Annotated in this window: 22 protein-coding genes and 1 pseudogene; 12 read left to right on the top strand and 11 right to left on the bottom strand. The window is 71.7% G+C overall.

Annotation, left to right across the window (positions count from 1 at the left end):
• The first annotated feature begins 7 nt into the window (after positions 1–7).
• Together ACT17Q_RS02385 and ACT17Q_RS02380 are read left to right on the top strand one after the other, a co-directional pair.
• Entirely contained in the window at positions 8–931 is a 924-nt protein-coding gene (locus tag ACT17Q_RS02385) for a carbohydrate ABC transporter permease (RefSeq protein WP_094181021.1), read from the top strand.
• A 147-nt stretch (positions 932–1,078) separates the two neighbouring features.
• On the top strand, positions 1,079–2,368 hold the full coding sequence (locus tag ACT17Q_RS02380) for an ABC transporter substrate-binding protein (protein ID WP_444664483.1): 1,290 nt from the start codon (positions 1,079–1,081) through the stop codon (positions 2,366–2,368).
• A 109-nt stretch (positions 2,369–2,477) separates the two neighbouring features.
• On the opposite strand, the gene ACT17Q_RS02375 is transcribed toward ACT17Q_RS02380, so the two are convergent.
• The 4 genes from ACT17Q_RS02375 to ACT17Q_RS02360 all read right to left on the bottom strand — a co-directional run bounded on the left by ACT17Q_RS02375 (position 2,478) and on the right by ACT17Q_RS02360 (position 5,595).
• Positions 2,478–3,587 carry a sugar kinase gene (locus ACT17Q_RS02375; RefSeq protein WP_268535488.1) on the bottom strand — a complete coding sequence of 370 codons (1,110 nt, stop codon included), beginning with the start codon at positions 3,585–3,587 and terminating at the stop codon, positions 2,478–2,480.
• Between the two features lie 27 nt (positions 3,588–3,614).
• Entirely contained in the window at positions 3,615–4,259 is a 645-nt protein-coding gene (eda, locus tag ACT17Q_RS02370) for a bifunctional 4-hydroxy-2-oxoglutarate aldolase/2-dehydro-3-deoxy-phosphogluconate aldolase (protein WP_094181024.1), read from the bottom strand.
• Between the two features lie 122 nt (positions 4,260–4,381).
• Positions 4,382–5,134 carry an IclR family transcriptional regulator gene (locus tag ACT17Q_RS02365; RefSeq protein WP_444664480.1) on the bottom strand — a complete coding sequence of 251 codons (753 nt, stop codon included), beginning with the start codon at positions 5,132–5,134 and terminating at the stop codon, positions 4,382–4,384.
• Positions 5,134–5,595, bottom strand: coding sequence for a tRNA (cytidine(34)-2'-O)-methyltransferase (locus ACT17Q_RS02360; RefSeq protein ID WP_094181025.1), 462 nt, complete (start codon positions 5,593–5,595; stop codon positions 5,134–5,136). Before ACT17Q_RS02360 ends, ACT17Q_RS02365 begins: the two co-directional genes overlap by 1 nt.
• A 131-nt stretch (positions 5,596–5,726) precedes the next feature.
• Here ACT17Q_RS02360 and ACT17Q_RS02355 point away from each other — a divergent pair, with 131 nt between their 5' ends.
• Entirely contained in the window at positions 5,727–6,806 is a 1,080-nt protein-coding gene (locus ACT17Q_RS02355; protein WP_268535492.1) for a LacI family DNA-binding transcriptional regulator, read from the top strand.
• Positions 6,807–6,816: 10 nt separating this feature from the next.
• Here the strand turns inward: ACT17Q_RS02355 and ACT17Q_RS02350 are convergent, their stop codons facing one another.
• The 4 genes from ACT17Q_RS02350 to ACT17Q_RS02335 form a co-directional block, all read right to left on the bottom strand.
• The gene (locus tag ACT17Q_RS02350) at positions 6,817–7,326 is read right to left on the bottom strand and encodes a gluconokinase (protein WP_094182333.1); all 510 of its coding nucleotides are present in this window, start codon (positions 7,324–7,326) and stop codon (positions 6,817–6,819) included.
• 25 nt (positions 7,327–7,351) lie between these two features.
• The gene (locus ACT17Q_RS02345) at positions 7,352–8,857 is read right to left on the bottom strand and encodes a serine hydrolase domain-containing protein (RefSeq protein WP_094181026.1); all 1,506 of its coding nucleotides are present in this window, start codon (positions 8,855–8,857) and stop codon (positions 7,352–7,354) included.
• The gene (locus tag ACT17Q_RS02340; protein WP_444664477.1) at positions 8,854–9,684 is read right to left on the bottom strand and encodes a hypothetical protein; all 831 of its coding nucleotides are present in this window, start codon (positions 9,682–9,684) and stop codon (positions 8,854–8,856) included. The genes ACT17Q_RS02345 and ACT17Q_RS02340 overlap by 4 nt, the downstream gene beginning before the upstream one ends.
• Positions 9,685–9,813: 129 nt before the next feature.
• Positions 9,814–12,393 carry an ATP-dependent Clp protease ATP-binding subunit gene (locus tag ACT17Q_RS02335; protein WP_094181028.1) on the bottom strand — a complete coding sequence of 860 codons (2,580 nt, stop codon included), beginning with the start codon at positions 12,391–12,393 and terminating at the stop codon, positions 9,814–9,816.
• A gap of 545 nt (positions 12,394–12,938) precedes the next feature.
• On the opposite strand from ACT17Q_RS02335, the pseudogene ACT17Q_RS02330 reads away from it, so the two are divergent.
• Positions 12,939–13,271 (top strand): annotated as a pseudogene (locus ACT17Q_RS02330) (MMPL family transporter); the annotation flags it as partial.
• Positions 13,272–13,332: 61 nt separating this feature from the next.
• On the opposite strand, the gene ACT17Q_RS02325 reads toward ACT17Q_RS02330, so the two are convergent.
• The 3 genes from ACT17Q_RS02325 to ACT17Q_RS02315 form a co-directional block, all read right to left on the bottom strand.
• Entirely contained in the window at positions 13,333–13,653 is a 321-nt protein-coding gene (locus tag ACT17Q_RS02325) for a hypothetical protein (protein ID WP_157732586.1), read from the bottom strand.
• Complete coding sequence (locus ACT17Q_RS02320; RefSeq protein WP_444664475.1) at positions 13,650–14,264, bottom strand: hypothetical protein; 615 nt, start codon at positions 14,262–14,264, stop codon at positions 13,650–13,652. The genes ACT17Q_RS02325 and ACT17Q_RS02320 overlap by 4 nt, the downstream gene beginning before the upstream one ends.
• Positions 14,265–14,370: 106 nt before the next feature.
• A complete protein-coding gene (locus ACT17Q_RS02315; RefSeq protein ID WP_444664473.1) occupies positions 14,371–17,553 on the bottom strand; it encodes a type I restriction endonuclease subunit R in 3,183 nt (1,060 codons plus the stop codon).
• Between the two features lie 226 nt (positions 17,554–17,779).
• Here ACT17Q_RS02315 and ACT17Q_RS02310 point away from each other — a divergent pair, with 226 nt between their 5' ends.
• From ACT17Q_RS02310 to ACT17Q_RS02275, 8 genes are read left to right on the top strand one after another with little or no spacing between them, the layout of a single operon-like run.
• Positions 17,780–18,916, top strand: a complete 1,137-nt coding sequence (locus ACT17Q_RS02310) for a helix-turn-helix domain-containing protein (RefSeq protein WP_444664471.1) — start codon at positions 17,780–17,782, stop codon at positions 18,914–18,916.
• A complete protein-coding gene (locus ACT17Q_RS02305; protein ID WP_198303437.1) occupies positions 18,913–19,467 on the top strand; it encodes a nucleotide-binding protein in 555 nt (184 codons plus the stop codon). Before ACT17Q_RS02310 ends, ACT17Q_RS02305 begins: the two co-directional genes overlap by 4 nt.
• Positions 19,464–19,976 carry a hypothetical protein gene (locus ACT17Q_RS02300; protein WP_444664468.1) on the top strand — a complete coding sequence of 171 codons (513 nt, stop codon included), beginning with the start codon at positions 19,464–19,466 and terminating at the stop codon, positions 19,974–19,976. Before ACT17Q_RS02305 ends, ACT17Q_RS02300 begins: the two co-directional genes overlap by 4 nt.
• Complete coding sequence (locus ACT17Q_RS02295; protein WP_444664467.1) at positions 19,973–20,566, top strand: hypothetical protein; 594 nt, start codon at positions 19,973–19,975, stop codon at positions 20,564–20,566. Before ACT17Q_RS02300 ends, ACT17Q_RS02295 begins: the two co-directional genes overlap by 4 nt.
• 20 nt (positions 20,567–20,586) lie before the next feature.
• Positions 20,587–21,069: a PPOX class F420-dependent oxidoreductase gene (locus tag ACT17Q_RS02290; protein WP_444664465.1), complete on the top strand. Its 483-nt coding sequence runs from the start codon at positions 20,587–20,589 to the stop codon at positions 21,067–21,069.
• Between the two features lies 1 nt (position 21,070).
• Positions 21,071–21,805 (top strand): SIR2 family NAD-dependent protein deacylase, encoded by a 735-nt coding sequence (locus tag ACT17Q_RS02285; protein ID WP_268535514.1) that lies wholly within the window; start codon positions 21,071–21,073, stop codon positions 21,803–21,805.
• Positions 21,806–21,842: 37 nt separating this feature from the next.
• Entirely contained in the window at positions 21,843–22,289 is a 447-nt protein-coding gene (locus tag ACT17Q_RS02280; RefSeq protein ID WP_444664462.1) for a nucleotidyltransferase domain-containing protein, read from the top strand.
• Entirely contained in the window at positions 22,286–22,627 is a 342-nt protein-coding gene (locus ACT17Q_RS02275) for a HepT-like ribonuclease domain-containing protein (RefSeq protein ID WP_444664460.1), read from the top strand. The genes ACT17Q_RS02280 and ACT17Q_RS02275 overlap by 4 nt, the downstream gene beginning before the upstream one ends.
• The last annotated feature ends 197 nt before the right edge of the window (positions 22,628–22,824 follow it).

Genomic DNA, 22,824 nt, shown 5'->3' with positions numbered 1-22,824 from the left:
CCTCGACATGCGACCCGACCCCGCCGCCGGCGTCCACGCGTCGCGCGCCGACTCCCGCACCTCGACGGCCCCCGCGCCGCGCGTCCGGCGGCACCCCCGCTGGCGCGGCGCGGTGCGCTCGACGCTCAAGCACGCCGGGCTGATCGCGCTCGCGCTCGTCATGCTCTACCCGCTGATCTGGCTGCTCGCGAGCTCGCTCAAGCCGAACGACCTGATCTTCCGCGACCTGTCGGTCATCCCGACCGACGTGGACCTGTCGAACTACACCGACGGCTGGAACGCGCTGACGTACCCGTTCGGGCGCTACCTGCTGAACTCCGCGGTGATCGTGCTCGGCTCGCTGCTCGGCAACCTCGTCGCATGCTCGATGGCCGCGTACGCGTTCGCGCGGCTCGAGTTCCGGGGTCGGCGGCTGTGGTTCGCGATCATGCTCATGTCGATCATGCTGCCGATCCACGTGATCATCGTCCCGCAGTACGTGATGTTCTCCCGGCTCGAGTGGATCAACACGTTCCTGCCGCTGATCGTCCCGAAGCTGCTCGCGACCGACGCGTTCTTCATCTTCCTCATGGTCCAGTTCTTCCGTGGCATCCCGCGCGAGCTGGACGAGGCCGCCCGCCTCGACGGCTGCGGCCACCTGCGGATCTACGCGCGGATCATGCTGCCGCTGTCGATGCCGGCGCTCGCGACCACCGCGATCTTCACGTTCATCTGGACCTGGAACGACTTCTTCAGCCAGCTGATCTTCCTCACCAAACCCTCGATGTACACCGCACCCGTCGCGCTGCGCACGTTCCTCGACTCCAGCGGGCAGAGCTCGTGGGGGCCGATGTTCGCGATGTCGATCGTGACGCTCGTACCGGTGTTCCTCGCGTTCCTGTTCGGCCAGAAGTACCTGGTCAAGGGCATCGCCACGACCGGGATCAAGTAGCACTCCGAACTCGCGCCGGGGTCGGCGGCACCCGCACTGCCACCGCCCTCGGCGCGGCACCACCCGAGCCTCGCTCGGGGTGACCAGCACGACGGCGTCTCGTCACGAAGGAGAACCATGCGACACCCACGCCCGACCCTTCTCAAGGTGGCCGCGTTCGCTGCCGCAGGCGCGCTCGCGCTGACCGCCTGCGGGAGCGACGACGGTCCCGGCAGCTCCGCACAGACCGGCGGCTCCACCGACGAGGAGCAGGTCACGATCCGCTTCTCCTGGTGGGGCTCCGACACCCGCCACGAGCTCACCCAGCAGGTCATCGACGCGTTCGAGGCCGAGCACCCGAACATCCACGTCGAGCCCGACTACACCGACTGGGACTCGTACTTCGACAAGCTCAGCACGTCCGTCGCGGGCGGCGACGCACCCGACGTCATCACGCAGGAGGAGCGCTTCCTCACCGACTACGCGTCGCGCGGCGTGCTCGCCGACCTCGGCGAGCTCGACCTCGACACGTCCAAGATCGACGAGTCGATCCTCGGCTCCGGCACGATCGACGGCAAGCTCTACGGCGTCGCGACCGGCGTCAACGCGTACGTCGTCGTCGCGGACCCCACCGCCTTCGAGAAGGCGGGCGTGGAGCTGCCCGACGACGAGACGTGGACGTGGCAGGACTACGTGGACCTCGCCAACGAGATCACCGAGAAGTCCGGCGGCTCCGTGGTCGGGGCGCAGGACTACGGGTTCAACGAGCCCGGGTTCTCGATCTTCGCGCGGCAGCGCGGGCAGTCGCTGTACGCGCCGGACGGCACGCTCGGGTACGACGACGCGACGCTCGCGCAGTGGTGGCAGTACTCGCTCGACATGCAGGCCGCCGGCGGCACCCCCAGCGCGGCCCAGAGCGTCGAGATCGACGCGGGCGGCCCGGAGCAGTCCGTCGTCGCGACCGGCAAGGGCGCGATGGCGTGGTTCTGGACCAACCAGCTCACCGCCATCACGAGCGCCGCGGGACACCCGCTCGAGCTGCTGCGCGTGCCCGGCGAGACCGAGGGCGAGCGCACCGGGATGTACTTCAAGCCCGCGATGTTCTACTCGGTGTCCTCGAAGTCGCAGCACCCGGAGGAGGCCGCGCTGTTCGTCGACTTCCTCGTCAACTCGCAGGCCGCGGGCGAGCTCCTGCTGTCGGACCGCGGACTGCCCGCGAACACCGACGTGCGCGCCGCCGTCGAGCCGCTGTTCAACGAGACCGACAAGCAGGCCGCCGCGTTCCTCGCGGACATCGCGGACGACATCGTCGACGGCCCGCCCGTCCCGCCGAACGGTGCCGGCGAGGTCGCCGCGATCACCAAGCGCATCAACCAGGAGGTGCTGTTCGAGCGGCTCACACCGCAGAAGGCCGCCGAGCAGTTCACGAGCGAGGTGAGCTCCGCCATCGGGCAGTGATTCCCGGCCACTGCCTGCGAAGGAAGGGGCCCCGCCGTCAGGCGGGGCCCCTTCGTCGTGCCCGGCTCGTCGTGCCCGGCTTCGTCGTTCCGGTTCCGTCGCGGTCGGCTCAGCGGTCGACGCGGGCCGAGCCGCCACCCGCGAGCTTGAGCACCTCGGCCTTGGTGACCATCGTCGTGTCGCCGGGCGTGGTCATGGCGAGCGCGCCGTGCGCGGCGCCGTACTCCACCGCGGTCGCGAGCGGCAGCCCCTCGAGCAGCCCGTACACCAGCCCGGACGCGAACGAGTCGCCACCGCCCACGCGGTCGAGGATCTCCAGGCGCTCACGGTGCGTGGCCTGCACGAGCCCCTCGGTGCGGGACCACGCGAGCGCGCCCCAGTCGTTGACGGTCGCCGAGCGCACCGTGCGCAGCGTCGTCGCGATGACCTGGAAGTTCGGGTACGCGCGGGCGACGGAGTCGATCATCGCGGCGAACGCGTCGACCTCGAGGTGCGACAGGGACTCGTCGACGCCCTCGACCTCGAACCCGAGGGCCGCGGTGAAGTCCTCCTCGTTGCCGATCATGACGTCGACGAACGGCGCGACCGCGCGGTTGACCTCCTGCGCACGGGCCTGCCCGCCGATCGCCTTCCACAGCGAGGGCCGGTAGTTGAGGTCGTACGAGACGACGGTGCCGTGCCGCCGCGCGGCCTGGACGGCGGCGAGCACGGTGTCCGCGGAGGTCTCGGAGAGCGCGGCGTAGATGCCGCCGGTGTGCAGCCACCGGACACCGAGCTCGCCGAACAGGTGGTCCCAGTCGACGTCGTCGGCCCGCAGCTGCGACGCGGCGGTGTGCCCGCGGTCGCTCACGCCGACCGCGCCGCGCACGCCGAACCCGCGCTCGGTGAAGTTGAGGCCGTTGCGAACCGCGCGGCCGACGCCGTCGTACGGCACCCACCGGACGAACGCGGTGTCGACCCCGCCCGTCAGGACCAGGTCCTCGACCAGGCGGCCGACCTCGTTGTCGGCGAGCGCCGTGACGACCGCGGCGCGCTGGTCGAACGCGCGGCGCAGCCCGCGCGCGACGTTGTACTCCCCGCCGCCCTCCCACACGCGGAACTGGCGCGCGGTGCGCACGCGCCCCTCGCCGGGGTCGAGCCGCAGCATCACCTCCCCGAGCGCGACGACGTCGTAGCGCACGCTGTCGGCGGGGCGCAGGGTCAGGCGGGTGTGCGTCACTGTCGGTCCTTCGGGTGGTGGGCGGGGTCAGGCGGGGGTGAGCGGGCGCAGAGCGTCGGCGAGCGCGACGGCGTCCGCGGCGAGCGTGCGCAGCGCGTCGTGCGCGTGGGCGGCGACGAGGTCGCGCGGCACCATCCAGGACCCGCCGACGGCCGCGACGCACTCCAGGGCGAGGTAGTCGTGCAGGTTCGTCCGGCCGATCCCGCCGGTGGGGACGAAGCGCACGTCGCGGAACGGGGCCGCGAGCGCGGCGATCGCGGGTGCGCCTCCGCTCGTCCCCGCGGGGAAGAACTTCACGGTCGAGATGCCGAGCTCGAGGGCGGCCTGCACCTCGGTGGCTGTCACGGCACCGGGCAGCGCGAGCACGCCGTGCTCGGCGCACCGCTCGACGACGGCGCGGCTCGTGCCGGGCGAGACGACGTACCGCGCGCCGGCCGCGACGGCGGCGTCGACCTGCGCGGGCGTCAGCACGGTCCCCGCGCCGACGAGCACGTCGCCCCGGTCCGCGAGCGCGCGGATCGCGTCGGGCGCGGCTGCGGTGCGGAACGTGACCTCGGCGACCGGCAGCCCGCCGGCGACGAGCGCGTCGCCGAGCGCGGGGGCGTCGGCGGCGTCGTCGATCACGACGACGGGGACGAGGCGGTGTCGGGCGAGCTCGGCGAGGACGTCCACAAAGGCTCCGTTGCGCTAGGCGAAACACTGGTGTCGCTACGCGCAACATCCTGCCATCTCGCGCGCGCGACGTCACCAGGCCGCGTGGAACCCGGCGGACGCTCCGCCGACGACGCCGGACGTCAGGCGGGCAGGTGCAGCCCGGCCGGCAGGAGCGGGGGCAGCACCGCGCGCATGCGCTCGTGCACCTCGACCACACGCTCGTCGTCCAGCCGCTCCACCGGCGCCGTGACGCTCACCGCCGCGACCGGCACCCCGCCGCGCAGCACCGGCACCGCGACGCACCCGATGCCCGGCTCGTTCTCCTGGTTCTCGACCGCACGGCCCGTCGCCCGCGCACTCTCGAGCGCCGCCCACACGCGCGCCGCATCACCCGGCGTCGAGTACCCCGCGAGCGCCGCCCGGTCCGTGCCACGGAACGCGAGCAGCGCACGCCCGAGCGCGGTGCGCGCCGCGGGGATCGTCCGACCCACCTGCGACCACACGCGCACCGGACGGTCCGGCTCGACCTTGTCGAGGTACACGACCTCGGTGCCCACCAGCACGCCGAGGTGCACGAGCTCCGCGACGTCCTTCGACAGCGCGACGAGCGCCGGGTGCAGCAGCACCGCGAGGTTGTCGCCCGCGAGGTACGTCTCCCCCAGCGCGACCGACGCCCCCCCGAGCGCGTACGCACCGCCGGGGTCCTGCGTCACGAAGTCCCGGTGCCGCAGCGCCGCGAGCGTGCGGTGCACCGTCGTCTTGTGCACCCCCAGACGCGCCGCGAGGTCCGCCAGGACGAGCCCGCGCGGCCCGGCCTCCGCGAGCGTAGTCAGCACCTGCAGCGCGCGGTCCACGCTCTCGATGGGCGAGCCCTGCTCCTGCGGCTGCGTCATCACGCGCCACCCGGGAAGCCGAGCTGGCGCCACGCCTCGTACGTCGCGACCGCCGCCGCGTTCGTGAGGTTCATCGAGCGGCGGCCCGCCAGCATCGGGATGCGCACCTCGTCGTCGACCCGCGGGTGCGCGAGCACCTCGTCGGGCAGACCCGTCGGCTCCGGACCGAACAGCAGCACGTCGTCGTCGCGGTACTCCACGTCCGTGTACCAGCGGGTGGCGCGCGTCGTGAACGCGAGCACGCGGCCCGGCAGCGCGTCCAGCAACGCCTCCAGGTCGGGGTGCACGACGACGTGCGCGAGGTCGTGGTAGTCCAATCCCGCCCGCTTGAGCTTGGCCTCGCTGAGGTCGAAGCCGAGCGGCTCGACCAGGTGCAACGTGGCGCCCGTCCCCGCGGCGAGACGGATGGCGCTGCCGGTGTTGCCCGGGATGCGCGGCTCGAAGTAGGCGAGGTGGAGCACGCGCCCATCCTCGCAGGCCGGGACCCGCGCGACGACGCGTCCGAGTCGTCCCGCGAGCCCGGTACGGCGGCGGGGCGCACGGTGCTAACGTCGCGCTCGAAAGTGTCGGCCCAGCGGAAGGGCAACCCGAGATGACGACCACCGAGCCGGACGAGGCGACGACGCCCACGCCCGGCACCGCTGCCGGCGACGGCGCCGCTGGCGGACGGGGCGGGACGACGATCGCGGCGATCGCCGCCGAGGCCGGCGTCTCCGTGCCCACCGTGTCGAAGGTGCTCAACGGGCGGGCCGACGTGGCCGCGGCGACGCGCGCACGCGTCGAGGAGGTCATCGAGCGCCACGGCTACCGGCGCCGGCGTTCCTCGTCGGGCACCGGCTCCGGCCTCATCGAGCTCGTCTTCCACGAGCTCGACTCGCCGTGGGCGCTGCAGATCATCAAGGGAGTCGAGACCGTCGCCGGGCCCGCGCGCATCGGCGTCGTGCTGTCCGAGCTCGGCGGCGAGCACCGTCCGCCGCAGGAGTGGCTCGACGACGTGCTCGCGCGCCGGCCGCGCGGCGTCATCTTCGTGCAGTCGGAGCTCGACCCCGCGCAGCACGCGCAGCTCAAGTCGCGCTCGATCCCGTTCGTCGTCGTCGACACCGCGGGCGAGCAGCCCCCGGGCGTGCCCGTCGTCGGCTCCGCCAACTGGGCGGGTGGCCTCGCCGCGACGCGCCACCTGCTCGGCCTGGGCCACCGCCGCATCGCCGTGATCTCCGGCCCGCGCGACGTCCTGTGCTCGCGCGCGCGCATCGACGGCTACCGCTCCGCGCTCGACGAGGCCGGTCTGCCGTTCGACCCGGACCTGGTCCGCTACGGCAACTTCTTCGTCGACGGCGGTTACAAGCATGGCCGCGAGCTGCTCAGCCGCGAGGACCGGCCGACCGCGATCTTCGCGGGCGCCGACTTCCAGGCGCTCGGCGTCGTGCGCGCCGCACGAGAGCTCGGGCTGTCCGTGCCGCGGGACCTGTCCGTCGTCGGGTACGACGACCTGCCCGTCACCGAGTGGGTGCAGCCCGGCCTGACGACCGTGTGCCAGCCGCTGCAGGAGATGGCGGCGACCGCCGCACGCATGCTCCTGCAGATCGCGGGCGGGTCCACGCCGGCGAACCTGCGGATCGACCTCGCGACCGAGCTGGTCGTGCGCGAGAGCACGGCACCGCCCGCGCACTGAGCCCGCGGCGTCAGCGGTCGGCGGCGAGCCCCAGCGCGCGCAACGCGTCGTCGACGACCTGCGCGGGCGGCGCACCGATCGGCACGACGACCCCGTCCTCGTCGTCCTCCAGCGGCTCGAGCGTCGCGAGCTGGGACGGCAGCAGCGACGGCGGCATGAAGTGGTCCGTGCGCGCCGCCATGCGCGTCGCGATGACCTCCGGGTCGCCCGCGAGGTGCACGAACCGCACGCGCCCGCCACCGCCGCGCAGCACGTCCCGGTACGCGCGCCGCAGCGCCGAGCACGTGAGGACGGTGGAGACCCCCTCCGCGTCCCGCTGCGACACCCAGTGCGCGATCGATGCCAACCACGGCGCACGGTCCTCGTCGGTGAGCGGCGTGCCCGCCGCCATGAGCGCGACGTTCGCCTCCGGGTGGAAGTCGTCCGCCTCCGCGAACGTCCAGCCGAGCCGCTCCGCGAGCAGGAGCGCGACCGTCGTCTTGCCGGAGCCCGAGACCCCCATCACGACCAGGTGCTGCATGGCCGCCATCCTGTCAGGCGAACCGTCAGGCGTGGTCGGCGAGCACACCGCGCAGGGTCGGCAGGTCCGTCGGCCCGAACGTCGCGGTGACCCGGGGCGTGACCTCGACCAGGTCACCCGTGACCTTGGCCGTCACCGTGAGCACGTGGGTGTCCTCGAGCGCGCGGACCGTCGCGACGTACTCGTCGCGCGTCGTCCACACCGCGTGCGCGACCACGGGCTCGGGCCCGGGCATGCCCGGGTACCGCGGCGGCAGCGCGCCGCCCACGGGCTCGTCATGCCCGAGCTCCAGCGCGACCGGGTCCCCCTCGAGCCGCACCTCGACGCGGTCGGCGGCGTCGCCGAAGCGGACCGTCGCGGACGTGACACCGAGCGGATTCGGGTCGAACCGCACGCGCCGGCCGTCCAGGCGTGCCGCGACGGGCGACGTCGGCCGACCCTGCGGCCAGGTGACGCGCAGTCCGGCGAACGCCTCCGCGAGCGCGGCCCGGCCCGCGTCGTCCGGCGCGAGCGGTGCGTCGCCGCACGCGGGCAGCAGGTGCTCCCACACCAGGTCGAGCGGCGTCTGCATGTCGCCCACCGCGGACGACATCGCGACGACCACGTCCTGCTCCGGCAGCACCAGGCAGAACTGCCCGAACGCGCCGTCGCCGCGGAACCCGTGCCGCGAGCGCCACATCTGGAAGCCGTAGCCCTGCGACCAGTCGCTGCGCTCGTCGCCCGGTGCGGTCCCCGGCGGGACGTGCGCGTGCGACGCGAGCGCGACCCACCCCTCGGGAAGCAGCCGCCGCCCCCGCCACGCTCCGTCGCGCAGCAGCAGCTCGCCGAACGCCGCGACGTCCCGCGGCGCCGCCGACATGCCGAACCCGCCCGTCGCGTGCCCCTCGGGCGAGACCTCCCACGTGGCGTCGGCGAACCCGAGCGGGTCGAGCAGCCGGGGACGCAGGTACGCGAGCAGCCCCTGGCCCGTCGCACGCTCGACGAGCGCCGACAGGACGTACGTCGCCGCGGTGTTGTACAGGAAATGGGTGCCGGGCTCGTGCTGCAGCGGCGCGGCGAGGAACGCGGCGACCCAGCCGCGCTGCTCGAACACGTTCGGCTCCACGTCGTGGCCCGAGCGCATCGTCAGCAGGTCGCGCACCGTCATCCGGCCCAGGCGCGCGCGCTCGTCGTCGGAGAGCCCGCTCGTCGGGACCTCGTCGGGCGCCAGGTCGACGACGAGGTCGTCGAGCCTCAGCAGACCCTCGTCCACCGCGAAACCCGCGGCCGTCGCGGTGAACGTCTTGCTCAGCGAGTACAGCGCGTGCCGGCGGTCGGTCGCGTACGGCGCGCGAGCGCCTTCCGCGACGACGTGCCCGTGCCGCACGACGACGAGCGCGCGCAGCTCCTGCTCGGGCGGGCCGCCCGCGAGCGCGCGCACGAGGGCCGCGAGGCCGCGCGGGTCGACACCCTGCTCCTCGGGTGTGCTGCGCGGCAGGGTCTCGGGCAGGCCGTGCACATCGGCGCGACCGTCGTCATCGGCGGGCGTCATACCGCGATCCTGCCACCGGCCACCGACAACCCACGAGGGCCGTTGGTCCACCCGGGACCCCCGTCAGGACCCCGGCGCGCGGGCTCGAACGTCAGCGTCACCTCGGCCGATCCCGCCGCCGAGTCGAGCGCGAGCGGCCACGACGCCGCGCCACCCAGCGGGGTCAGCAGCGTCGTCCCGTCGACCCGCACGACCTCGACGCGCGGACCGCCCGGCACGGGCTCGAGCCGCAGCGTCACCGACCCCGTGAGCCGACCGCCGCCGCCCGGGTCGCCGACCGTCACGTGCGGGTCGAGGCTCAGCCGCGCGCCGGACGCGACCGCCGCAGCGGCGCAGTCCTCGCGGTGGATACGCGCCAGCACGCCGTTCGGGTCGTCCGGCGTCCCGCGCCACGCACCGGTGCGCCCGTCGTCGTCGACGAGGTCGAGCTCGACGGCGGTCGTACCGCCCGCCGCGGCCGCGGCCCCGTCGCACCGCGGCGCCCCGAGCGCGACCGACAGGTCACGGTCCACCCCGCTGCGCACCGCCCGCCCGCGCGTCGAGATCGCCACCCCCGCCGCACCCGGTGTGGTGAGCCGCGCCTCGACGACCGTGACGTCGACCGCCGAGCCGTTCGCGACCCGCACCTGCACGACCCGCCGCTCCCGGTCGAGCCGCGCCTGCGCGACCGACACGGCGATGCCGCCCAGCACGTCGTCCTCGAGCGGCGCGACCGTGGTGGCCGCTGCGGTCGGCTCGTCGACCGAGGTCCCCGCCGGTGCGCACGCCGCCGCCGCAGCCGTCACGGCGGCGACCCCGACGACGAACCGGACCGCACGGGCATGCACGACGACGATCGTCGTCCAGCCCCGCGCGCAGGTCGAGACCCACCCGGGCGGGCGGCACGCATCCCCGGATGCGGCGAGGGCCGGGACCTGGTGGGGTCCCGGCCCTCGCCGGTGTCGTGCTGTGGTGCGTCAGGCGGGCTGCAGGCCCGATCCGCCGTCACCGGACGCCGCGATCGGCGGCGCTGCGGGCAGGTCGCGGCCCGAGCCGGGTGTGCCGGCCGAGACACCGGCACCCACCGGCTCCTTCCCGACCGCGCCGCGCTCGACGCCCTCGAACGTGAACTCCCCGAGCAGACCCTCGCCGACCGCGTCGACGATGACCTTCTGCCCGGACTTGAGCTCGCCGAACAGGATCTTCTCCGACAGCGCGTCCTCGATGTCGCGCTGGATCGCGCGACGCAGCGGGCGGGCACCCAGGACCGGGTCGTAGCCCTTCTCGGACAGCAGCTTCTTGGCCGCGGGCGTGATCTCGATGCCCATGTCCTTGTCCTTGAGGCGCTTGTCGAGCTTGGCGATCATCAGGTCCACGATCGCGAAGATCTCCGGCTGCGAGAGCTGCGGGAAGACCACCACGTCGTCGACGCGGTTGAGGAACTCCGGACGGAAGTGCGTCTTGAGCTCGTCGTTGACCTTCGCCTTCATGCGCTCGTAGTCCGTCGCGAGCTCGCCACCGGCCTGGAAGCCGGTCATGACGCCCTTCGCGATGTCCCGCGTGCCGAGGTTCGTCGTCATGATGATGACGGTGTTCTTGAAGTCGACCACGCGGCCCTGCGAGTCGGTCAGGCGACCGTCCTCGAGGATCTGCAGCAGCGAGTTGAAGATGTCCGCGTGGGCCTTCTCGACCTCGTCGAACAGCACGACGGAGAACGGCCGGCGGCGCACCTTCTCGGTGAGCTGACCACCCTCGTCGTACCCGACGTACCCGGGGGGCGAGCCGAACAGTCGCGAGACCGTGTGCTTCTCCGAGAACTCGGACATGTCGAGCTGGATCAGCGCGTCCTCGTCACCGAACAGGAACTCCGCGAGCGCCTTGGCGAGCTCGGTCTTCCCGACGCCCGTGGGTCCGGCGAAGATGAACGACCCACCGGGACGCTTCGGGTCCTTGAGGCCCGCACGCGTGCGGCGGATGGCCTGCGAGAGCGCCTTGATGGCGGCGTCCTGGCCGACGACCCGCTTGTGCAGGTTCTCCTCCATGTGGAGCAGCCGGCTGGACTCCTCCTCGGTGAGCTTGAACACCGGGATGCCCGTGGCGTTCGCCAGCACCTCGGCGATGAGCTCCTCGTCGACCTCCGCGACCGCGTCCAGGTCGCCCGACTTCCAGGCCTTCTCCTTCTCCTGGCGCTTGAGGCCGAGCTGCTTCTCCTGGTCGCGCAGGCGCGCGGCCTTCTCGAAGTCCTGCTCGTCGATCGCCGACTCCTTGTCGCGACGCGTCGCGGCGATCTCCTCGTCCAGCTCGCGCAGCTCCGGCGGGGCCGTCATGCGGCGGATGCGCAGGCGCGCGCCCGCCTCGTCGACCAGGTCGATCGCCTTGTCCGGCAGGTACCGGTCGTTGACGTAGCGGTCCGCGAGCGTCGCGGCCGCGACGAGCGCGCCGTCCGTGATCGAGACGCGGTGGTGCGCCTCGTACCGGTCACGCAGACCCTTGAGGATCTCGATCGCGTGCTGCAGGTTCGGCTCGCTGACCTGGATCGGCTGGAAGCGGCGCTCCAGGGCCGGGTCCTTCTCGACGTACTTGCGGTACTCGTCGAGCGTTGTGGCCCCGATCGTCTGCAGCTCACCACGGGCGAGCATCGGCTTGAGGATGGACGCGGCGTCGATCGCACCCTCGGCGGCGCCCGCGCCGACGAGCGTGTGGATCTCGTCGATGAACAGGATGATGTCGCCGCGCGTGCGGATCTCCTTGAGCACCTTCTTCAGGCGCTCCTCGAAGTCACCGCGGTAGCGCGAGCCGGCCACCAGCGCGCCCAGGTCCAGCGTGTACAGCTGCTTGTCCTTGAGCGTCTCGGGCACGTCACCGCGCACGATGTCCTGCGCGAGACCCTCGACGACCGCCGTCTTGCCGACGCCCGGCTCGCCGATCAGGACCGGGTTGTTCTTGGTGCGGCGGGACAGCACCTGCATGACCCGCTCGATCTCCTTCTCGCGCCCGATCACCGGGTCGAGCTTGGTGTCGCGCGCGGCCTGCGTCAGGTTGCGCCCGAACTGGTCGAGCACCGCCGAGCCCGAGGGCTGCCCCTCCTGCGGCCCGCCCGCGGCCACGGGCTCCTTGCCCTGGTAGCCGGAGACGAGCTGGATCACCTGCTGGCGCACGCGGTTGAGGTCCGCGCCCAGCTTGTTGAGCACCTGGGCGGCGACTCCCTCACCCTCGCGGATGAGCCCGAGCAGGATGTGCTCGGTGCCGATGTAGTTGTGGCCGAGCTGCAGCGCCTCGCGCAGCGACAGCTCCAGCACCTTCTTGGCGCGCGGCGTGAAGGGGATGTGGCCCGAGGGCGCCTGCTGGCCCTCGCCGATGATCTCCTGCACCTGCGCGCGCACGGCCTCCAGCGAGATCCCGAGCGACTCGAGCGCCTTGGCCGCGACACCCTCACCCTCGTGGATCAGGCCCAGGAGGATGTGCTCGGTGCCGATGTAGTTGTGGTTGAGCATCCGCGCCTCTTCCTGGGCGAGGACGACCACGCGACGGGCTCGGTCCGTGAATCTCTCGAACATGTGCACTCCTCACGAGCGGCGTGCTCGTCGCCCTGACCCGGCTTCGGTGGGGAGCGCCAGGGGCCGACGACGATGCGGCGTTGTTCGATGCTAACGGCGGCACCCTGGCCGATAGGCCCGTGTTCGCCGCAGGCGTGAAAGCCCACGCCGCCCCGCTGCGTCCCGGGAGGACGACCCCACGAGGACAGTTGTCCACAACCAGGCGGACGATCCCACCCGCCGCATGTCCGAGTTGAGTACTTTGCGGTCATGTCCCGTACGCGCGCCGCGCTGACGATCCTCCTCGCGACCCTCGCTCTCGCCGCCTGCACCTCGACGCCTGCGGAGCCGTCGCCGAGCACGCCTACAGCGAGTGACGCACGCACCTTGGCCCCATCGACCTTGCCCCCAAGTCCGACAAGGCGGCCCGCATCCCCCGCACCCACGGCCGCGACAGGTGCGGACCAGGACATGACCACACCGCCGGTTCGCCCAGCAGGTCTTGACGGACCGGCTACGGAGGACTCCGCCGGGGACGTCGGTCGGTACTTCCTTCAACTCTTTCCATGACGCGCGTGCGTGAGGAGGTGCAGCGCGTCGGGCACCGCCGCGGCACGCTCATCGGCCTCGCCGCGACCGGTGGCGTGATCACGTCGGCCGGGCTGGTGCTCGCGGGCACGTTCGCGACGCTCGGCACGCTCCCCGCGGTCGGGTTCGCGGAGATCGGGTTCGCCGTCGCGTTCGGCGTGCTGCTCGACACGCTCGTCGTCCGCTCGGTGCTCGTCACGGCCCTGAACCTCGACATCGGCCCGCGCATGTGGTGGCCGAGCCGCCTGGCCCGCCGGCCCGAACCGGAGCCCGCGGTGGTCGCGGAGCGGGTGCCCGAACCGGTCGCCTGACCCACCCGAGAACGGTCCCGCCCCCGCCCACGCGACCCGTGGCGCGGGGGCGGGTCCGTCCTCAGTGCGTGTAGTCCGGCCCGACCTCGCGCGCCCAGGGCGTGTCAGGCTGCAGCGACCAGACCTGGGCACGGTCCGGCCCGTCGTACGCCTGCACGCTCACCTCTGCGAGCAGCAGCCGCTCCGGGAGGTGAGCCTGCGCCCAGGCGACCACCGCCGTCACGTCGCGCGCACCCTCGACCACGTACGTGGCCTCGGTGTCGATGTCCGCCAGCTCGCCCTCGACCGGTCCTGTCAGGAACGTCACGAAGTAGGTGGGATGGACATCGGCGACCCGCCCCTCGGGCAGCCGTCCCAGAACAGACGAGAGACTCTCGATCATCCCCGCAAACACCCCGACCTCGTACTCGAGAAGACAACCCCGTCCGGCGCGATACCTGAGGGGACCGTGCTCGTGACCACGTTCCTCCCCTTCCAGGTACCGCACCCCGAGCCGCCCGAGTTCATGAGCGGCACGTACCAGGTGTGCTTCGTGCCATCCGTCTTGATGCTGAATGTTCCATACCTCGTCGCACGCACGACACCGTCCTTGGTCAAGGTCCCGTTCATATGCACCTTGACGACGTTCTCGAGACCGACGCCGTACTTCTTGCACTCACCGCGGACCTTGTAGATGACTCCACCGGCCCCGTTCGAGTAGTGGGGCTTGTCGGACCACAGGTTGCACACGATGAAGCCGATCTTGATGAGCGGCCCACCCGCGTCCGCCTCTCCTCCGATCCGGATGGAGATCACGTCGGAGCCGGTGTCCGCGTCGAGATCGGATGTTGCGGAACTAGGCTCGGCGCCGCCAGCGCCGATTGTCGGCGACTCCTCTGTGCTGCTCGCGGCATCGGCGCTCCAAGCGACTTCGTCGGCGGCCACGCTCGCGCTGGGCAGAGCGAGTCCAACCACCAGCGCAGCACATGCCGTGAGAATCAATCGGGATCTCATTCGACCACCTTTCCCCTGACGTCCGGTTCGCTCCGGTTCGCCCTGAAGGTAGTGACGATACGAAGACGCGGCGATCCGCTGTCCACAGGCCTTGGTGCCCGAGGCGTCAGGCCGTGAGGCGCGGCGCCATCGACTCCATCTGCTCGAGCACGAGACGGATCGCGGCGGGCTGCTTGTCCGGCGGGTAGTCGTGCTTGACGAGGAGCCGCTTGATCGACGAGCGCAGCTTCGCTTTCACGTCGTCGCGGACGGTCCAGTCGGTCTTGACGTCGCGGCGCATGATCGTGACGAGCTCACGGGCGATCTGGGCGAGGACGTCCTCCCCCTGGAGCTCGACGGCCGACTCGTTCGACGCGACCGCGTCGTAGAAGGCCAGCTCGTCCTCGTCGAGCGGCGGCGAGAAGTGCGCGCCGCGGCTCGCTTCGCGCGCGACGTCGCGGGCGAGCTCGATCATCGCGGCGATGACCTCGGCCGACGTGAGCTGCGCGTTGGTGTAGCTGTTCATCAGCTCGGCCAGACGCTCGGAGAACGCACAGCGCCGCACGAGGTTGTGTCGCGTGGCGGTACGGGACTCTGCCTCGATGAGTGCGCGCAACGCCTCGATCGCCAGGTGGGGGCGCTCGGATGCCTGGGCTTGTGCCAGGAACTCCGGCGTCAGGTCGGACAGAGCGGGCCGAGGCATGCCGGCCGCCGTGTAGATGTCGAGAACCTCGGTCGACTGGACGACGCCCGCGAGGAGCTGGTTGAGCAGGCGCTGGACGTCGTCGGGCACGGGCTCTCCGCGAGCCTGTCGGTCCTCGGCGTCGAACTTCCCGATCCAGACGCGCACCTCCTCGAAGAACTGCGCGTCCGGCCGGCGGGCGTGCAAGGCGTCCGCGCGGCCCGCGATCGCCCACGCGCGAGCGAGCCGGCCGGCCTCGCGCCGGTACGCCGCGACGCGCGACTCCTCGCCGTCGCTGCTGGTGACGGGCGGGGTGTCGGGGCGTCGCAGGTAGTCGACGGCGCCGAGCACGGCGGCGACGTAAGCCCGACGATCACCCTGCCGAAGCCGGGCTCTCCAGTCATAGCCGTCCAGGAGGGTGTCGAGTCGGTCGAGCAGCTGGCCGACGAGGTCGACCGCCTCGTCGACCGGACGCCCCACGGGCCTCGTCTCCTGGTCGCTGACCGTGTACTCGGCGAGCGCTGCGTGAAGGTTGTCGGCCAGCGGCGCGTAGGCGACGAGCAGACCATCCTGCTTGCCGCGGAACGTGCGGTTCACACGGGCGAGCGTCTGCATGAGCAACGCACCCTTGAGGGGACGGTCGAGGTAGAGGGTGTGCAGCGGGGGCGAGTCGAACCCGGTGAGCATCATGTCCTTGACGATGACGATCTCGAGCTCGTCGTCCGGGTTCTTCAGCCGCTGCTTGACCACCGCGTTCGCGGAGTCCCGCCGCACGTGCTGGGCGACGGGCATCGTGTCACTCGCCGAGCCCGAGTAGACGACCTTCACGCGTCCCTTCTCGAGCTCGTCGGAGTGCCAGTCCGGTCGGCGTTCGACGAGGGCGCTGTACAGCCGCGCACAGATCTCCCGCGTCGCGCAGACCACCAGGGCCTTGCCGGAGATGAACGGAGTCTCGGGTGTGCCGAGCGCGGCACCCATCGAGGCGCGTCGGTCCTCCCAGTGGGCGACCAGGTCGTCAGCGAGCATCGCGATCCGCGCGGGGGCCCCGTAGACGGCGTTGACGACGGCGACGGACTTCTCGATCCGCTCTCGCTCGGTGTCGTCGAGACCGGAGGTCACCTCGTCCGCGGCGCGGTCGATCGTGTCCTCGTCGACCTCGTCGGCCCACCGCACCTTCACGAGGCGGGACTCGAAGTGCACGGGGACGGTCGCGCCGTCCTCGACCGCCCGTGTGAGGTCGTAGATGTCGATGTAGTCGCCGAACACCTCCCGCGTGTCCCGCTCAGCGAACGCGACGGGCGTACCCGTGAACGCGATGAGCGTCGCGCGGGGCAGCGCGTTGCGCAGGTGCCAGGCGTACCCGTCGAGGTCGTCGTAGTGGCTGCGGTGCGCCTCGTCGACGATGACGACGATGTTGGACCTGTCGGACAGCAGCGGGTGCGCCGCCCCTGCGTCGCGCTCGTCCTTGGTGCGGGAGAACTTCTGCAGCGTCGTGAAATAGATGCCGCCGGACATGCGGCCGCGCAGCTCGGCGCGCAGCTCCTCGCGGCGGACCACCTGTTGGGGCTTCTCGGGGAGCAGCAGGCTGCGCGCGAAGCCTTGGTACAGCTGCCCGTCGAGCTCGGTGCGGTCGGTGACGACGACGATCGTCGGGTTCGCCAGGCGCGGGTGCCGCAGCACCTGGTTGGCGTACAGCTCCATCTCCATCGACTTGCCGGAGCCCTGGGTGTGCCAGACGACACCCGCCTTGCCGTTGCTGCCGACGGCCGCGATCGTCGCCGCTATCGCTTTGTCCACGGCAAAGTACTGATGGGGTTTCGCGATCCGCTTGGTGAGACCGTCGTCTCCGCCGTCGAACGCGACGTACCCGTTCAGCAGTTGAAGGAAGCGGGGCTGGTAGGCGAGCCCGTCGAGCAGCACGTCGAGTGCCGACATCCCGTCCGCGGTGTGCTCCGCACCGACGACCGCACCGACGTCGTCCACGTTCCACGGCGTCCAGTGGTGAAGCGGGGTGAACGGGGTCCCGTACCGCGCGGTGATGCCGTCACTGATCACCGCGAGGACGGCGAACCGGAACACGAGCGGAAGCTCGCGCACGTAGGTCTCGATCTGTGCGTGTGCGCTGGCGAGGCCCGCGTTCGCCGAACCGGCGCGCTTCAGCTCGATCAGGACCACGGGCATGCCGTTGAGGTAGAGAACGACGTCGAAGCGCCGTTCGACGTCGCCGCGGACCACGGTCACCTGGTTGGCGGCGAGCCAGTCGTTGCGGTCCGGGTCGACGTCCACCAGACGGATCGTCGGGGTCTGCTCGCGTCCTTCGTCGTCGATGTACGTCAGGCCCCGGTAGCCCTCCGTGAGGAAGCGATGGATGCGGTAGTTCTCGGTCAGCGCGTCCTGCGACGACGGCGCGAGGATCTCCGCCATCGCCTGTTCGAGGTACCCGACGGGGACGGACGGGTTGAGGTCTCGCAGGGCGCGGCGCAGGCGGGACGGGATGACGAGGTCGTCCCAGCTCTCGCGCTCACCAGAGCCGGGTGCGATCTGCGGGCCGCGCGCAACGCGCCACATGAGGGGCTCCGCGAGCGTCTCGAGCGCGAGCTGCTCCCACGCGTCCTCGGACATGGTCATCGCACGCTCGCTCCCGCCTGCTGGGTCATCGGCCTTCCAATGCTCGGACCCTAGCCGCGGTGCCGGGCAATCGTGTGGGGCCGTGCCGATAAGGGGGCTGTTCGCCGATGGGCGCTGCTCGCCGGTCGTTGCGCCATAGGTTCCCGATGCCGAAACGTATGACGGCGCAACCGAGTCCACCCGGTGCCGCAGGTTCCGCACACGAGCCTGTGCGAGAATCGCACATGTGACGACGGTCAACGCCAAGATGCTGGGCGAGCGCATCCGCGAGGCACGAAAGCGCGCCGATCTCAGCCAGGACGACGTGGCCCACATGGTCGGGATCGACCGCACGGCCGTCAACAAGATCGAGGCGGGAAGCCGGCGGGTGACGGCCCTCGAGCTCGCCGACATCGCCACCGCACTGGGCGTGCGCATGACGTCGTTCTTCACTGAGCCGATCCCCGCGCTCGTCGCACACCGTTCGAGCCAAGGCCTGGACACGAGCGACTCCCAGATCGACGCCCTCCTTGCGCGGATCACTGACGATGTCGAGTTCGTCGCCGGCTTGGACAGCTCCGAGATTGGTCTCGATGCTGGAGCAGCAGCGATTCCCGACGACTTCGCGCAGCCGACCACGAACGCCGAGGCAGACACTCTCGCCGCGCGCGCGCGGCGCCTCCTCGGCCTGACCGCCGACGAACCCGTTCGGGACCTGAGCGCGAGTGTTGCGACCCTGGGTCTGCTGGCCTTCTCCCGAGACATCGGCAAGGACACAGCCGATGCTGGAACGGTCTTGCTACGCCGAGGTGGCGTCAGCTTGGTGAACAGCCACATGAAGGTAGGGCGACGCCGCCTGGCGCTGGCGCACGAGCTCGGGCACTACCTGGTGGGAGACGACTACACGATCGACTGGCGCGTGGCTCGGTCCGACGACGCGGTGCCGACTGAAGCCCGCCTCGACCGCTTCGCCCGCGCGCTCCTCCTGCCCGCTGCGTCTCTGACCACGTGGTCCACCTCGGTGGACGAGCAGGGTCTCCGCGCAGCGGCGATCCACATCGCAAGCAGTTACCGCGTCGACATGGCGACACTGGCAGCACGGCTGAGGGAACTTTCGTTGGCCGATGGCGACGCCATAGCCGCAGTCCGCGAGATCCGCACCACTCGGGCCGACATCGTGGAGATGAACCTCCACGTTCCATTGGAGGAGCTGGCGGGAACCACGGTGCCCGGACCCTACGCCCGCGCCGTGGTGCGTCTTGTCCGCGACGAGCGGATCAGCCGCGAACGCGGTCTCGAGCTGCTCCACGGGACGTTCGACGAGTCGGACCTTCCCCAACCTCGGACCCGCAGGAGCGACGAGATCTGGTCGTTCGTGTCGTGACAGTCCCGGCCGACGCGCTGGTCTTCGACACGGGACCGCTGCGCCATTTCGCAGCCCAGGGCTGGCTGGGCGTGCTGCGGTTCCTCGCGGCCGGGCGAGCCGTCTACATCCCGGAGGCGGTCGAGGACGAGCTGCGCCGCGCTTCGGAGCACAACCCCACGCTCGGCGCCGTCCTCAATGCCGAGTGGATCACGGTCCACCGAGCGACCGACGTCGCCTACCTCGCGACGTTCGCCTCGTACGAGAGCCGGCTCGCGGTCGGACGCACCAACCTGGGTGAGTGCGGAGTTCTCGCGATGGGGGAGGTCTACGGCTGCGAGATCGTCATCGACGACAACACCGCTCGTCAGGTCGCGAAGGAGAAAGGGCTGCGCGTCATCGCGACAGTTCCGTTGCTCTGCGACGCAGTCCGGACGAAGCAGCTGACGCTGGTGATGGTCGAGAAGCTCGCGGACGACCTGCTCGCGAGCGAGTACTTCCTTCCGTTCGAGGCCGGCGGGTTCCGGCGCCACGTGATCGAGAACGGTCTGCTCGACTACGACGACTCGTGAACTCGCCGCCCGTTGACGGCACCGGTCGGTGCGCGATCGTCGCGAGCGGTGCTCTCGACACGGCCGCCGAGACGACGGCCGCCGACCTGAAGGCGTCACTGAGCGCCGCCGAGCGGCGCGCCACCACAGCGGAGAAGAGGGCCGACGCCGCCGAGACCGCGACGAGCGACCTCGCCTCGCGAGCCGCGGAGCTCGACGAACGGGAGACCCAGCTCGACACGCGCGCCACCGAGCTCGACGACCGCGAGGCGGTCATCGGTGCTGCGGAGGAGGCGGTGGCCGCGTCCCAGATCGACATCGGTACCTGGACGGTGGGGGTCGACGTGGAGCCGGGCACCTACAGGACCACCGAGCCCGTCGCGTCGTCCTGCTACTGGGGCATCTACCGCACGGGGACCAACCAGGACGACATCATCCAGAACGACATCGTCAACGGCGGGCACCCCACCGTCACCCTCAGCGCCGGGCAGGACTTCGAGAGTGACTGCGGCACGTGGAGCAAGCAGTGAGCCGCCCGCTCGGCGCGACGGACGTGCTCAAGTACGTCAACGCCGGCAGTCCGGCCCGCAGGACTCGGGTCGTCCGCGACATCGTGGAACGCACCGGTGCCTACGAGCCCGCACTCGACTTCTGGATGCCGATCCGCAGTGCGATCCGGAGCGACCGCGCGACGACTCGCGATGGCGCACGGGTGAGAGGAGCCGCCGCGCGCGCCAACCCGCGACGCCGCCCGTCGTACGAGCGCGTCGCACTGGCATGGGACCGGGTTCACCCTCGGTGGAGAGCCGCTCGCCACGAGTCGACCACACCCGCAGACGCACGACTGGTCGACCTGCTCGTCGAGGTCCGGCCGACCTTCGCCGAGCGGCGCCCAGACGGGATCCTCGAGGTCGTCGGCACCTGGCTCCTGGCCGAAGAGCTCACGCCCGTCGCGTTCGACCTCGGGCTGCGGATGATCGAGCGCGCGTTCCCGGGCGCCGTCGCGGTCGTCTGCGACCTACAGCGCGAGCGCGTCGCCAGCTCCGAGGGGTGGGACCTGAGCGGCGTCGACGACCTCCTCGTCGACGCCGCCACGGCACTCTCCGACGAGGTCGGGTGAGCTCGCCGTACCGTCATCCCATGGGACGTTCCATCGCGACCACCACCGCCGCCACCCGCGACGAGCTGCTCGAGTTCGTGCGGCCGCGGCATCACCTGCTGCTCGTCACCACGCGCGCGGACGGCCGCCCGCAGGTCTCGCCCGTGTCGGGCGGCGTGGACGACGAGGGCCGCATCGTGATCTCCACCTACCCGGGTCGCGCCAAGACGCGCAACGCCGAGCGTGACGCGCGGGTGAGCGTGTGCGTGCTCTCGGACGAGTGGGACGGCCCGTGGGTGCAGGTCGACGGCACCGCGCAGGTGCTGCACATGCCGGAGGCGGAGGACGCGCTGGTCGACTACTTCCGCTGCATCGCGGGCGAGCACCCGGACTGGGACGAGTACCGGGCGGCGATGCGGGTGCAGGGCAAGTCGCTGATCCGGGTCACGCCCGAGCGCTGGGGTCCGATCGCGACGGGCGGGTTCCCCGCGGACGTCGCGGCCCGGCTCGACGCGCAGGGCTGACGTGCCGCACCACCACGACGAGCCAGGCGTCACGGTCCTCACGGGCGCGGGGATCTCCACGTCGTCGGGCATCCCCGACTTCCGGGGACCGCAGGGCGTGTGGACGCAGGACCCGTCGGCCGCCCGGCTCCTGGAGATCTCCGCGTACGTGCGCGACGCCGACGTGCGGGTGCAGGGTTGGCGCGCGTGGGCGTCGCACGCGGTCTGGCACGCCCGTCCGACGGCGGCGCACCGCGCGCTCGCGGACCTCGAGCGGGCGGGCGGGCTGCGCGCGGTCCTCACGCAGAACTTCGACGGCCTGCACCAGGCCGCGGGCTCGTCCGACGAGCACGTGGTCGAGCTGCACGGGTCGCTCGCCACCACGTCGTGCCTGCGGTGCACGACGACGTGGCCGACGAGCGAGGTGCTCGCACGGCTGCCCGACGAGCCGGACCCGCGCTGCGTCGAGTGCGGCGGGGTGCTCAAGCCGGACGTCGTGTACTTCGGCGAGCAGCTCCCCGAGGACGCGCTGAGCCGCGCGGTCGCGGCGGCCACGGACGCGCAGACGTTCGTCGCGATCGGCACCACGCTCACGGTGCATCCGGTCGCGAGCCTCGCGCCGCTCGCGGTCGAGTCCGGGGCGCGGCTGGTGATCGTCAACGCCGAGCCCACGCCGTACGACCACCTGGCCGACGAGGTGATCCGCACCCCGATCGACGAGGCGGTCCCCGCCCTCGTCGCGACCCTGACCCGCTGACCCCGCGAGCCCTATAGCGACGCGCTATGGTCGGTACGTGTCGACCGACCTCGCGGAGCGCCGGCGCCGGCGCGGCCTCACGCAGGCCGAGCTCGCGCACCGCAGCGGCGTGCCGCAGCCCAACATCAGCGCGCACGAGACCGGCCGCCGCCCGCTCGGGCCGGTCCAGCTCGACCGGGTGCTCGCCGCGCTCCGGCCGCTCCCCTCCGAGGCATTGCGCGAGCACCGCGACGAGATCCTGGACATCGTCCGGGCGCACGGCGGACGCACCGTCCGGGTGTTCGGGTCGACGGCTGCCGGCTCCGACACCCAGGACTCCGACCTCGACCTCCTCGTCGACACCGCGCCAGGGACGTCGCTCGTCGACGTCATGCGCATGGAGCTCGACCTCGAGGACCTGCTCGAGGTGCGGGTCGACATCGTGCACGACGACGGGCGTGGCCCGGTCGTCGAGTCGGCCCGGGCGACCGCCCGCCCGCTGTGAGCACACCGGCGGAGCGCGCGACCCGCGCCCTGGCGGACGTCGCCCGGATGCTCGACGTGGCCGACCGGATCGTGGCGCGCGGGTACGACGAGTTCGTGGGCGACGACGAGATCGCGTACCTCGCGACGAAGGCGCTGCTCATCGATCTGCAGACGGCGTGCGGGGCCTTCGACGAGGAGTTCAGGGCCGCGCGCCCGAGGGTGCCGTGGCGCGAGCTGAAGCGCATCCGGGACCGGCTCGCGCACCACGACGTGAGCATCGACAAGGACCTGCTGTGGAACGTCCTGGTGCGCGAGCTGCCCGTGCTGCGAGCCGACCTGCTCGCGCCGGACCGCTGACGGCGCTGACGGTGCCCACCGACCAGGAGTCCCCGATGAGAGACCTCTCATCCACGCCCCGCCGCGTGCGCCGCTCCCGCAACGGGTGGAGAAACGCTCGCATGGCGAGCGTTTCTCCACCCACTCACGGTCCAGCTCCGCTTCGGACCGGCCACCGGTGGCAGGTGGCGCGGCGGCGGTCGGGGGTGGGAGGGGGG

The sequence above is a fragment of the Cellulomonas sp. CW35 genome (assembly GCF_052378485.1).
Lineage (GTDB): Bacteria > Actinomycetota > Actinomycetes > Actinomycetales > Cellulomonadaceae > Cellulomonas > Cellulomonas uda.
The sequence above is the reverse complement of the archived record's forward strand: the minus strand, read 5'-3'. Positions and strand labels throughout refer to the sequence as shown.